At 58.4% G+C, this 12,786-nt stretch carries 10 protein-coding genes; 4 read left to right on the top strand and 6 right to left on the bottom strand.

The window, feature by feature from the left end; genetic code table 11:
* Positions 1-67 precede the first annotated feature (67 nt).
* Both KJJ24_RS06845 and KJJ24_RS06840 read left to right on the top strand, forming a co-directional pair.
* The gene (locus tag KJJ24_RS06845) at positions 68-859 is read left to right on the top strand and encodes a response regulator transcription factor (protein WP_250544968.1); all 792 of its coding nucleotides are present in this window, start codon (positions 68-70) and stop codon (positions 857-859) included.
* Positions 860-896: 37 nt separating this feature from the next.
* Positions 897-1,928, top strand: a complete 1,032-nt coding sequence (locus KJJ24_RS06840; RefSeq protein ID WP_214342884.1) for a transporter substrate-binding domain-containing protein — start codon at positions 897-899, stop codon at positions 1,926-1,928.
* A gap of 15 nt (positions 1,929-1,943) precedes the next feature.
* On the opposite strand, the gene KJJ24_RS06835 is transcribed toward KJJ24_RS06840, so the two are convergent.
* From KJJ24_RS06835 to KJJ24_RS06820, 4 genes are all read right to left on the bottom strand, one after another.
* Positions 1,944-3,215 (bottom strand): M10 family metallopeptidase C-terminal domain-containing protein, encoded by a 1,272-nt coding sequence (locus KJJ24_RS06835; RefSeq protein WP_214342882.1) that lies wholly within the window; start codon positions 3,213-3,215, stop codon positions 1,944-1,946.
* Between the two features lie 114 nt (positions 3,216-3,329).
* A complete protein-coding gene (locus KJJ24_RS06830) occupies positions 3,330-5,864 on the bottom strand; it encodes a hypothetical protein (RefSeq protein ID WP_214342880.1) in 2,535 nt (844 codons plus the stop codon).
* 48 nt (positions 5,865-5,912) lie between these two features.
* Positions 5,913-6,461 (bottom strand): hypothetical protein, encoded by a 549-nt coding sequence (locus KJJ24_RS06825; RefSeq protein WP_214342878.1) that lies wholly within the window; start codon positions 6,459-6,461, stop codon positions 5,913-5,915.
* Complete coding sequence (locus KJJ24_RS06820) at positions 6,458-6,754, bottom strand: hypothetical protein (protein WP_214342876.1); 297 nt, start codon at positions 6,752-6,754, stop codon at positions 6,458-6,460. The genes KJJ24_RS06825 and KJJ24_RS06820 overlap by 4 nt, the downstream gene beginning before the upstream one ends.
* 32 nt (positions 6,755-6,786) lie before the next feature.
* On the opposite strand from KJJ24_RS06820, the gene KJJ24_RS06815 reads away from it, so the two are divergent.
* Positions 6,787-8,277: a glycoside hydrolase family 13 protein gene (locus tag KJJ24_RS06815; RefSeq protein ID WP_250545006.1), complete on the top strand. Its 1,491-nt coding sequence runs from the start codon at positions 6,787-6,789 to the stop codon at positions 8,275-8,277.
* A gap of 121 nt (positions 8,278-8,398) precedes the next feature.
* Complete coding sequence (locus tag KJJ24_RS06810) at positions 8,399-10,096, top strand: C2 family cysteine protease (protein WP_214342874.1); 1,698 nt, start codon at positions 8,399-8,401, stop codon at positions 10,094-10,096.
* 322 nt (positions 10,097-10,418) lie between these two features.
* On the opposite strand, the gene KJJ24_RS06805 is transcribed toward KJJ24_RS06810, so the two are convergent.
* Together KJJ24_RS06805 and KJJ24_RS06800 are read right to left on the bottom strand one after the other, a co-directional pair.
* Positions 10,419-11,165, bottom strand: a complete 747-nt coding sequence (locus KJJ24_RS06805) for a LytTR family DNA-binding domain-containing protein (RefSeq protein WP_214342872.1) — start codon at positions 11,163-11,165, stop codon at positions 10,419-10,421.
* A complete protein-coding gene (locus KJJ24_RS06800) occupies positions 11,162-12,229 on the bottom strand; it encodes a sensor histidine kinase (protein ID WP_214342869.1) in 1,068 nt (355 codons plus the stop codon). Before KJJ24_RS06800 ends, KJJ24_RS06805 begins: the two co-directional genes overlap by 4 nt.
* Between the last annotated feature and the right edge of the window lie 557 nt (positions 12,230-12,786).

Raw genomic sequence — 12,786 nt, 5'->3', positions numbered from 1 at the left:
GGACAGCTGGCAAGGCATCGCCTGATACCACTCTGACCTTGGAATCAGCGATAGCGTAGACAGAATCATGGAGAAGCAGGTGGATTCCTCCGCTGTCGGCTCCACAACCAGTTCCCCCGCTGGAGCTGAGAGTTCGTTGAAACGCGTGCTTGTGGTGGATCCCCACCCCACGCTGCGCACGGTGTTGGCGCAACGTTTGCGTCAAGACGGGTATCTGGCCGCGGCGGTGGCCACGGCGGCTGAAGCGGTGGCCCTCTGCGATGAGCTCACCCCGGATCTGCTCGTGGCCGCAGAACTGCTGGAAGAAACCAGCGCTTTGAAATTGGCAGCCCAGCTGCGCTGCCCGGTGATGGTGCTCACGGCCCGCACCGGCTCGGAGCCCGTGGTGGCGTTGCTCGATGCCGGCGCCGATGAGGTGCTGCGCAAGCCCTTTGGCCTGGAGGAGTTGGCAGCGCGTAGCCGTTCGTTGCTGCGCCGCAGCCGCAGCGGCCTGCAGGAGCGTGTGTGCGTGGGGCCACTGGAGGTGCATTTGCTGCTGCGCCAGGTAACCCTGCGTGATCAGCCGGTGGAGCTGAGCCCGCGGGAATTTGCCTTGTTGTGTGCCTTGCTGATGCCGCCTGGGGTGGTGCGCAACCGCAGCGAGCTCTTGCGCATGGCCTGGCCGCCGTTCAGCGGCGGGCCTCGCTCGGTGGATACCCAGGTGCTCACGCTGCGGCGCAAGCTCGAGCAGGCGGGCCTGGGCGAAGGCGGCGGCATTGAAACGGTGCGGCAGCAGGGCTATCGCTTCAGCCTCGACACGATCCCGGCTAACTCGGACTCTGCCGATCCCGTCAGGGCGGTTACGTCGATCGGTCCTTAAACGGATGAAGCTGTGGGCGCTGCTGAGCTTGGTTGTGATGGCGGCTCCCCTGCCGCTCCAGGCTCTACCGCTCACGGTGGGTATTCCGCGGGACACGACCCCTTGTGCGTTTTGGCGTGAGGGTTTGGCCAGCGGAACAGCAGTGGAACATTGGCGCGTTGTCGCTGAAGCGTCCGAACTTCCCTACCAGGCCCGTGCCGTTAGCTCCATCACCGATGGCCTGACGCAGCTCCGCACTGGTGAGCTCGATGTGTTGGTGTCTTGTTTGAACATCACACCGCAGCGCCTACGGCTGACGAACTTCACCGTGCCGGTGTCGGAAGATGGCCTGGCCCTGGTGGGACGTGAGGGCTCTGTTCGCAATCTTGTGGCGATTCTGCTGCCGGTTCTCGCCTCCACGGCAGTGGTGTCGCTTGTGTTGCTGGTGCTGCTAAGCGGTCTCACCGCGCTGGCCGTCTGGGCTGTGGAACGGGGCTTTCACCACTCCGATGTGAATGCCAAAGATGGCAAGGTCAGCCGTCCTTTTTTCAAGGCGTGGGTGATGTTGTTCAGCTCCAGCGGCCTCTACAAGATGGGCTACAGCAAGCGAGCGATGTCATTTGTGGCTGTGAATGCCCTAGCTGCGCGGGTGGTGTTTGCCCTGTTTATTTCCTCAGTCACAGCGCTCGTGGCATCGCGCGCTGTCGATGATTCCCTTCGCGGCCGCGGCGTTGTGTTGAGCGCCAGCCAGGATGAGCAGGTCGCCGTGTTGCGCGGCTCTGCAGCAGACGAGTGGTTGATGGATGAACGCAATCGCGGAGTAGCAGCTGTCGAGCCACGCCGATTTGACAGCATGCAAGAGATCACGGCGGCTCTACAGCGTGAAGATCTGGATCGTGCTTTGATCGATCAAAGGGCTGCTCGAGAGCTTTTGCAGAGCGGGGATTGGAATGATCTCAGGATTCTGAGCGACTATCCACTGCGTTTTTATCAAGCCTTTGCCGTATCCCCAGGTTTGGAACCCGCGATTCTGGAGCGAATTAATATTGCCATCACCCAGATTGGGCCGATCGAGCACTATGAATGGTGAATGGCGGTATAGCTCTCAGCTTACGAACAGATCAGTGGCATTGAGATCGGGTGCACCTTTCAGGCGGACCAGCTCGCCACCTGTGGCACCCCAGCCACGGTCGTCTCCATTGGTGTTGAGATAGAGAATCCCTGTATTTTCACGCTGTCGATAGATCAGCGTGTGGTCGCTGCGCTTGGCAAGGTTCTGTTCAAAGCGGTTGTTAACGCTGATGAGGTCGATCTCCTCAATAGAGAGAGCATCTCCGGATAGTCCAATTTGGTCATTCTGCTTTGACTTGAAATCAATAAGAACGTCGCTTTGGCCTTCTTGTAGCGAGTCTAGATCTCCGATCACAAAAGCGTCTGATCCCTTGCCCCCTTTGATGCGCTGGCGTCCGGGATCCAGTTCGATCACATTGTCGTCGGAGGTGCCTGTGATGATGTCTCGTTTGATTGACCTGGCTGTGAGGACGGCTGCAAACGTTATTAAGCCCGTTGTGATTCGATCGGTGATGTTGTTTGAGCTGTCACCTGCAGCTTTGCCTGGTTCCCCTGTCTGTACGTCGTAGGTTACTGAGTATTGCGTGTACTCAAATCTCACCTTCTTGTCGCGGTTTGATGAGATGAGTCTCATCTCAGTCGTTCTGACGGGGCCAAGTGCTTCGACGAGGGGATCAAGTCTTTGTTCATTATCAACACTTCCAGGGGTGGCCTGGCTGTAGTTCTCTGAGGGGTAGAGTGGATCTACAATGGTCAATGTGGCATCTTCTTTGGCATCGGCTCTGCCGTTGCCATTGCGGTCGGTCCAGTCCAGGCTTACGGCGCTGACACCATGGCCTGCCAGCGGGCCGTCGTAGATGAGCCCGAGCAATAAGCCATCACCGTTGTCGAGCGCCTGTTGGATGTCCTGAATCGTGACGCCGCCGCCGCGATAGCTGCGCTGAATGATCGGATCGCTGATGCTTGGTGTTCTGACGGTTTTTGTGAGGCGGCCGCGAGAGGGTGACTCGATGGAGACCGTTTGTGTGATGCCAAAGTTTCCGATTTTTCCGACCTCACTGCTGTTCAGCTCTGGCCCGATCGCTTCCACTTCTAGTGCCTGGGCCAGATTGCGATCCGCTACATAGCTTTGTAGGCCCTTGATGACGAGGGATACTGGGCTGCCGGTGGGATTCCAGTTCTTGGATGTGTAAAAGTAGTCTGTTGCCAGGGTGTCGCGTGTGGCTGCGAGGTCCTGATAAGTGACGTCCCCATTGGAGCTGATCAGCGATCTCAGTGATGGGTAGGTGCGAGCGAGAGCAGCCATGACATGATGTTGGCTGTCGCTGTGGGCACGCAGGCGTTCCTGTCGAATGTGAACAGCTGAGGGAGATATCCGTAGTTCTCGCGTTGGATTGCCATCGACAAAAGACTGCTTTGGTCAGTTTATGATCAGATCTGATAAAATGTTACTTTTGTCTGGCAGGTCTAGGCCTTCAAGGTTGAGTGTGAATCGGTTGGACTCCAGCCGTAGCCGAGGGGTCTGACCGGGCAGCTGCCTGATCCGCAGATCTTCTGGGTCGAAGCCGCGCAGGATGATGCGGTCGCGCCGGTTGAAGTCGGTGATGGTGGCCTCGCCTTCGAAGTGTTGGTCTTTGCCTTCGGCGAACACGTAGGTATCGCGGCCGCTGCCACCGTTGATCACCAGATCATCATCCTTGCTGTCGATAGCAATTAACGTGTCGCGCCCTCGCTCGAGCATCACGGTTGTTCCAGATGCGCCGTCCCGCAGGAGCACCGTGTCATCACCAGCACCAGCCTCGATCCGGTTGTCGCGGCCGCCATTGATCAGCCTGTCGTTGCCAAAGCCGAGCTCGATTGTGTTGCCGTTGCCAATGGCAATCACCACGTCACTGCCAGCGCCGGCTTTCACCAGGTTGGCGTCATCATTCACCACTAGTTGATCGGTTGATGCGCTGCCGATCAGTGCGCTGCTCGCCGCGCTGGTGGGCACCTCTGGATTGGTGTAGATCACATTCAGAGAGACGACCTGCCCGCTGTTACCCAGGTCGTTGAGGTCGTCCTCGAGAGTGAGGCCGTAGAACCTCTCTTGCGGTAAGGGTTGCAGTGGATCGGGATTGAGGAGTGGCACCGGTAGGTGCCGGTAGTCGTTGGGGTTGTTGGGGTCGTTGCTGAAGTCTGGGCTGGCCAACTGGCGTTGGCGTTCGGCGACGGCTTCTGGGTTGGGCGTGTAGCTGAGCAGGCGTGCATTGCTGATCGGTTGGGTGGCCGCTGCATCGCCGTAAAGCTGCAGGGTGGCAATCAGCTCCTCACCGGATTCAAGATCCACAGGTTGATCAAACTCCACGGTCTGATAGCCGGTGAAGGCTGCTTCGATGCGGCTAAGGGCGATGGGCTGGGCACTCGCCTCCCGATCAGGATCGAGCAGATCGCTGGCGCGCCAGAGCGTGGCCTGTAGCCACTGGCTCACCTCCAGGTTGGGGTCGTAGCGGTAGGAGACCTCACCATTGGCATCTTGCATGGTTTCGAGCACGCTCGGTTTCAGATAGCTACCGATCGCGATGATCGAATCCTGTTGGGGTTGAAAGCGGTAGCCGATTCCATGCCAGGGCTGGCCACTGCTGTTCCAGATGGGAGAGGCCACGATTGCCGTTGAGGAGGCCTCCACCGGTCCGAACAGGCCGCTGGCATCAGCCTGATGGAATGTGGTTGTGTACGCGGCATCGAACCCGTCAGGCAGGGCCTGCTCGGTGCGCAGTGTGGTCAGTTCCTGCTCAGACGGGAGCGCTGCCAGGTCAAAGGGGAGGTACTGGTAGGTCAAGCCTGGCTCGTCGGATCCCCAGGAGTTCTGGATCAACCAGGCTCCTTTGTCCCGATCTCCTGCATTTGTATAAGTGAGGGCGTTGTCGCTCAGGAAGCGCTTGAAGCCCGCCAGTCCAGTATTCAGTTGTCGAATCTGCTGTTTGCCGAGCGCTTGATCATTTTCGATGCGGCTCTGGAAGCCTTCGATCAGTTTGTCTGTGAAGTCCACGGTGGGGCTGCGGTAGGTGTCGTCCCAGCCGAGGACGGCCACAGCATGCCCCCCACCGTTTTGTGCGCCTGGCTCTGAACCGAGGAAGAATGTTTTCAGAAACGCAGGCGTGATTTCGTAGCGATCGGCCTGATCGGCCAGCCGCCGCACCATGGCTTTGAGCGAGACGGTGCGACCGCTGGCCTCCTCGCGGAAACGGAGGCTGTCTGGGCTGATCCAGTCGCCGGCATCCGGGCCGCCTGTGGGCAGATCGAGGAATCCACTGAAGCCGAGCAACGCATCATTGGTTACAAAGAAGCCGATCTCGCCATAGATGCCGCTCCGCTTGAGCAGCTGTTTGGTCTGCTGGCGCGTGGAGCCCATCAGGGCCTGGTCGTAAGCGAAGGAACGCGGCTGGTTGGGGTCCGGGAGCAGGGGGGACTCGGAGAGGGGGCGTTTCTTGGGCCAACCCGTGGGGTAGTCCTTGGATGCTTTGTTGGCTTCGTTGAGTCCGAGATTCACATCCTTAAACAGGCTCTCGACTTTCTTGGCCTGCTTGTCTGTGGTGAGGTGGAGTGCTCCGTCGCTGCCTGTGGAGAAATATTGGATGGCATATGTGCCGAATCCACCGAAATTTCCATCCTCGCTGATCTTGTAGCGTTTCGGATCGTCGGGGTTGGTCTCGAACGCGAAGCCCCGCGAGAAATCATTGGCATGCAGGGTGGTGAGGCTCCACTCACTGCCACGGATGCTTCGATCCGCCAGGCCGAGGCGAATCAGGCTGGATTCGAAGGAGTTGACGCTGGGGTAGGTCCAGCAGTTGCCAACTTCCTGGCTGCGCACATTGCGGCTGAGATCAGTGCCACCCCAGAGGATGTCGCGCGGTTGGTCTGACGGGGCGAAACGCCCAGAAAGAGTGAATACTTTTGGAAGCTTTCTGCTCATCAGGCTGATCTTCGATCGGTTCAACCTAGCAATGTTGAATCCTGCACATCAGCCAACCAGACTGACTGTGAGAAAGATCACTTCGCCGCCCAGAAACAAACTGCACAGCATCGCCAGGAGCTGATACGTCCACGGCGGGCTGATCCGGCCGATGGAGCTGGTGTTGAGGCCTGTGTGTTGGCTGAAGCGGCTCAGAAAGTCGTCGAAGGCTTGTACCCGCTGCGGGAGCAGATAGGCCGATTCTTCCTTTGTTCTCACGTAAAACACTCGCCCTCCTTGGCTGGTGGCCACCGGGGTGAGGCCGGTGATGGCATCCCACGGCAACTCCCAGCCTCGACGCAGCAACCAAGCACACCAAACGGGATGACCGACGCGGATCCCGCCATCGCTGAGTTCTACCTGTTCGCTCACCAGCGCCAGGATCAGCACCAGCCCCAGCGGCAACGCAGCCCAGAGCCATTCCTGCAGTTCCGGCGGAGCAAGCACGGGCAGTGGCAGCACTAGCGCCAGATACAGGCTGATCAGGGTGAAGCGGATCAGCGGAGCCATCGGGAAGATGGCTGTTGCTGCTGTGGGCTGATCGCCTGCCGTGTTCATCGATCCTCGGGTGAACCGGGCAGGGGCTCCACCACGGTGGAGGGGGCGTAGCGTCCGCTGAATACGTCCTGCTCGCGGCCTTTCCAGAACTCACCCAGGCGCATCAGGTCGGCATGGGCTTCCTGCAGGGCATGCATGTACTCCTGGGGATCCATGGAGTCGCGTGATTCCTTGAGCTTGGTGAGCCGCAGCAGCTGCAGCATCCAGGGCTTGCTCAGTTCGCCGCGTTGTTCGAGGTAGCGCGCCAGCTCCACGGAGCTGATGTTGCCATCGCCGGGGTTGGAGCTGGCCATGCAGCACAGGGCAGAGATGGATGCGCCACCCTATGGAGAGCTGCAGTGGTGCCGTGGGTTCGGATCTCCGAGCGGCGTTGGCTCAACCGCCGGCCTGGGTGGCAGAGGCGGTGGTGTGCCAGATCTTCCCGGATCGCTTCCGCCGCAGTGGCCGAGTGCCCCACCAACAGGGCCTGGCGCTGCAGCCCTGGGGCGCTCCTCCTACGGCTACGGGCTTCCAGGGCGGAGACCTCTATGGCGTGATCGAGGGCCTTGATCACCTGCAGGAGCTCGGCATCAGCTGCCTGTATCTCACCCCGATCTTCAGCTCAGCGGCCAATCACCGTTACCACGCCTACGACTACTTCCAGGTGGATCCGCTGCTCGGCGGTGATGCGGCCTTCGATGCGCTGGTGGTGGAGCTAAAGCGGCGGGGGATGCGGCTGATCCTCGATGGCGTGTTTAACCACTGCGGCCGTGGCTTCTGGGCGTTTCACCATCTGCTGGAAAACGGGGCGTCTTCGCCCTATGCCGATTGGTTCATCACGGAGCAGTGGCCTCTGAGGCCCTATCCGGAGAAGGGTGAGGCCTGCGGCTATCACAGCTGGTGGTGTGATCCGGCGCTGCCGAAGTTCAACCATGCCAATCCCCAAGTGCGTGCGCACCTGCTGGCGGTGGGGCGCCACTGGATCGAGCGCGGCATCGATGGCTGGCGGCTGGATGTGCCCGATGAGGTGGAGCCCAGTTTCTGGGTGGAGTTTCGCCGCGTTGTGCGGGAGACCAATCCTGAGGCCTGGATTGTGGGCGAGATCTGGGGGGATGCGCGCGCCTGGCTGGGCGGCGAGCACTTCGATGGGGTGATGAATTACCGGGTGGCCTGGAGTTGTTTGGGTTGGGTGGCCGATGGCCGGCTGCAGCACGGCCATGCCCGTGAGGCGATTCCCTACGGCTGCCTCAGCGGTGAGCGCTGGAAGGAGGTGCTTCTTGAAACCTTGAGCTGGTATCGGCCGGACGTGAACCAGGCCCAGCTGAACTTGCTCGATAGCCACGATGTGCCACGGGCATTGCACATGCTCCAGGGTGATGTGGAAGCGCTGAAGCTGGCGCTGGTGCTGTTGTTTGTGTTGCCGGGGGTGCCCTGCGTGTATTACGGCACGGAGGTGGGCTTGAGTGGCGGGGAGGAGCCGGGCTGCCGGGAGGCGTTTCCCTGGGGCGATCCTCAGGCGTGGCCCCAGGATCTGCGGGCGTTCATCGCCTCGCTGGCGGCGTTGCGGCGGGAGCAGCCGGCGCTGCGCTCAGCCGAGCTTGCGGTGGAGGTGTTGCAGGGGCTCGATGGAGATCAGGGGCTGCGGTTGGTGCGGGGTGCGCCGGGCGGCGACCAGGTGGAGGTGGTGATCAACCGGAGCCGGCGTGTGGGCCTGGAGGTGGCAGGGTTGGAAGGGCGCAGCCTGTTGTGGGCGTTTCCGGCGGGCCAGGATGTCCGATCTTTGTATCTGGCTGATCAGGGCGCTTGGGTTGCCTGTTTGGAGCCTTATCGAGCGTAAGAGGAGCTCATCCGGGATCGGTGTGGATGAAATCAACCTATCCGGTAACGAGACCTGCACTAGAGGAGCTGGACATCAGTACGAATGATCTAAATTTGATCACAGTTTATCGCTTCCTCAAATGTCGTCGCTTGCGAACCAAATTCAAGCAAACGGTTTTGCGGTTGTTGACGGCAGAACCCAGCGCGGCCAAGCAGATCGCTATCTGCTTGAGGTGCGAAAAGGTGAAACCTTGCAAATGAATGCATTGGCTCGAAAAGCCTCTGAAGATATCGTTCTCAAGCTTGGCATTGCGGATGGTGAAATGATTGCCAGGTCCGATGACTATATCTGGAGTAGCAGTAGTAGAATCACGTGGACCGCGACAAGATCAGAAACCGTTGAGATCGTTGTCAAGTTTGATGATACAGATCATGGCAAGGATGGCGTTGCCTACGACCTCTATATTGACGATCTTTCGGTTGACGACGAGTTTGATCGCCCGGGCGAGGGCGATGATGCGTTTGCTGCCGATAGAGATGCGCTGACCCTGGCCAGCAATCTTCTCAAGAAGTTTTCGGGAGATAACGGGATATTGGAGATTGGTGAAATGGGTGATCTTGCTCTTTCATTTGTCAATAAAGACGGAGTTGTCAGTGCTGACGACTTCGAGGTCCTACAAGGAATTGGCGTCAAGCTCGAAAAATTTGTTGACCCCGGCTACAGGGACTATTATCAATATATCTATAATTCTGCTGTTGGCTATAATCGCGCCAATCAGTGGTGGACAGGGGGGGAGTCGGAACGTGTGGCGCTCGGTTCTTTGCAGATCGGCTCATCACGACGTGATTTCAATAAGCTCGTAAAAAAATGGCTGTATGGACAAGACTCTCCAAAAACTGTGATTGATGGGGACGCAGCACAAGGCATTAATCGGGTTCAAATGTTTAAGTATGGAGTTGCGAATGGCCCAGTTTTTGAGGGTCTTCCTACTTATGAGCAGGTGTCACAGGGAACGGCTGGAACCTGCTATTTCCTTGCAGGTCTCATGGATATTGCCAATAGGCATCCGGATATTTTTCAAGGTCTTTTTCTCGATAATGGCAATGGTACGTATGGTGTTCGTTTCTATGGCACGGACAACCAGCCGGTTTGGGTTACTGTTGATCCTTCTTCTCTTCCAATAGACAGCAGGGGAGGGCTTGCTTTTTCTGGATCTGATTCTAGATCAATGTTTCGTGATCCTTTGACGAACATCCTTTGGCCAGGGATGCTAGAAAAAGCCTATGCCCAAGCGAATGAAATCGGTGTGTTCGCTCGTGCAGATCAGAGCAATTCTTACAGATCTATAGAATATGGTGATGCAGCTGTTTTTAGATATTTGGGAGGCGAGGAGTTTGGCTTTCCGTATCTCGGTATAACGGCCAGACCAAATGATAGTATTACCGGCAGTGAATTTGTTTTATTCAAAAATGAAGATATTGTCAATCGCAAAATGAATGATAATGATTATAGTTCGATTCTTGCGAAATCTCTTCGGGGCGCTATGCCGTTGGACGTTCAGCCTTCCGATGAGTTGGGCAGGCGATATGAAAATGGCAGTGCCATGATGCTCCTTTCTCTTAAAGCAGAAAAGATGCCGGGTAAAATACGATTTGTAAAAGGACACGCATATGCTGTTGTGGATTACTCCTTGGATTCAGGCATGTTTAAGATTGCCAACCCTTGGGGTCAGAACGACGTTGGCCTTTCAACTTTTGACCTAACATCGGATGAGCTTAACAGCCTCGTATCTGGAGGCGGGCTTATTCCAGTGTTTTCGCAGTACAACGTGTTGTGATGAGCTGTGGAAATGGAGTCTTTGAAGATCTGTAATCGCAGCTCGTGGGTTGTCAGTATCTAGGGCCGCATTTATAAGGTTCTATGAATTTCATGTGTATATCTCGTCTTTAAGGGGTGGATTGCTTTTGGGTATTTCTTCGAACGGTTTCGATCTATTTGCGAACATGTCCTGCTGCTACTCCATATGCCAACAGCGTTGACGCCTCTCCATCTCGACACTTTCTCAGCCCGGGGGCTTGATGGAGAGGCGTCAACTTTCCTGGCAGAGGTGGCCTCCTGCTTGCCCCAGGAGCGCAGCAGTTGCAGCAGGCCGATGCCTGTCATCGGCCGGACCACAGCGCTTGCTGCAGCCGCATCGCCGCGGTGCTCCCCACCGCCAGGGTGGGTGCCTCAGTTGTTCTGCCAAAGCGCAATAGCGTGCAGCTGCGCGACTGCCGCTCGCAGACGCTGATGAGGCTCAGTTGCACGATCGTGGAGCGATCGAGCCGCAAAAACTGCACGGCGGGCAGCTGTTCCTCCCAGTGTTTGAGTGGGCGCTTGAGCATCACGCCGGATCCCTCGCGCAGTTGCAGGTGGGAGTAGTTCTGCATGGCGGACACCCAGAGAATCTCCGCGAACGCCACGAAGCGGCGCCGTTCTTGCCCGTCATCGCTTTCCTCCACCCACAAGCCGGCCGACCTGTCTTCGGTGCTCTCCTGGCTGGGTCGCCGGCGTTGCCTCAGGCGCTCCAGGCTCAGGGAAAGGCGGGCGGCCTGAACCGGTTTGAGTAGGTAGTCGTGCACGCCGGCTTCGTACGCATGCACGGCATAGTCGCTATGGGCTGTGGTGAAGATCACCTCCACCCCCTCGGGCAGGACAGGCAACAGTTGACTTCCATCGCCGCCTGGCATGCGCTGATCCAGAAACACCACATCCACAGGCTGGTGTTGAAGCACCGAGATGGCCTCGATCACGCTGTTTGCCATTGCCACCACCTCCACCTCTTCATTGGCCTCGAGAAGCTGCCTGAGCCGTTGCAGGGCTGGTGGTTCATCGTCCACCAAAAGAGCGTGGAGTGTGGACTTCATCGCAGTGGGAGGAGGATCGTGGCGACCACCCAGGCCCCCTGTTGCATCAGGGACAGCTCAGCTTGGTCGCCGTAGTGCAGTTGGAGCCGCTGACGCAGGCTGCTCAGGCCATAGCCCACGCCTGGGTTGTGGCTGGCGGCGGGGGCGATCTCACCGTTGTTGCTCACTTGGAGCTGCAGTCGACCCGACTCCTGCTCGAGGCTGATCAGGAGTTGCATGGTGCCGTAGCCGTTGATCGCGCCGTGCTTGATTGCATTTTCAACGAGGGGTTGCAGGAGAAAACGAGGCACTACCTGCTGCAGTAGATGTGGATCGCTGTTAACGCGGGTATGGAGGCGACTGCTAAACCTCAGTTCTTCAACGCTCAGATAGTTACTGAGGGCTTCAAGCTGTGCACCCAGCGGCTCCCATTCTGACTCGCTGCGATCGAGTGTATAGCGTAGATAGCCGGCAAGACCCTCGCCGGCACTTTCCACCGCATCGGGATCATGGCGGCAGGCGATGAGGGCGTTCATCGCATTCATCAGAAAGTGGGGTTGAAAGGCGGCGGAGAGCAAGCTGAGCTGGGCGCGGCTCATGGCCAGTTCCGTGGCGGCATGGCGTGCCTGAACCTGGAGCCGCTCCCGGCTTTCGGCAATCAGTAAATAGAAGCCAGCCCACACCATCAGGCGCAGTTCCAGTCCGAGCACATACACCCAGAACTTCACAGCGCTCATTGCAGGGTCGACATCGCCAATGGCCAGCCGTACACCGCGGATGAGCAGTGAACTTCCGATGGCAAAAACGCTGAGCAGGCTGATCACCAGGGCAGCCCGCTGCCAGCCCTTGAGGGCGCGCCAGCGCGGCCGCTGCTGCAGGCTCCGGTGCAACCAGGTGCAGAAGAGCCACCCCGCCACGGCCCGGGAGCTCACGAACCAGGGCAGCTGGTACACCTGCGATTGGAGCACGGTGACGGTGATCACCGCCTCAAGGCCAACCACAAGCCAGAACAGGCTGTTGGTGAGTGCAAACCAGTGCTTAATCAGCCATTGCTGCAAAGCTCTGCAAGTATACGACCCGCTCATCTGGCTCCTGCAGGCTTTTGGCCTGTTCATCGCCTTCACGGTGCAAGGTGCCATGTGGAAAGGCGCGGAGGATCACGGTGCCCTGGTCGACCTATCAGGCCCTGCTGGAGGTCAGTGATGAACAAGGTCACTCCCTCTCCAACACAGCCGCGTATTGGCTGGAACGCCAAACAGAGGAGATGAGGCTGCAGAGCGCCTGATTGGCCAGTCCCCACGTGCTGGCCTCCTAGAGCTGGTGGGTACAACGAGGGTGTTGCCCCCTGGCATCAACCTGAGGCAGAACTGATGCAGTGGTGAGCGGCCAGCCACAGGGCCTCATCTACTGCTCACCCGCATCGCCCCTCAGGTGCCCATTGCCTGAGGGTTTCGTTGTGTCACCACTGCGGGGACACCCGCTTCCACCTCTGCCAGATCAGGTACCGACAAATTGTTCTGCAACGCCCAACCCCCAATCAGCCTGGTGGCTATGTATTGCCGCCAGGGCATTCAGTAGCGCTAGCCTGAAGAGCTGCTGAACTGTAGTGCGTCCCAGTAAGACCATCTGACTCCTCCGGACC

The organism is Synechococcus sp. LA31, from assembly GCF_018502385.1.
Lineage (GTDB): Bacteria > Cyanobacteriota > Cyanobacteriia > PCC-6307 > Cyanobiaceae > Vulcanococcus.
This window is presented reverse-complemented; position numbering and strand designations above follow the sequence as displayed.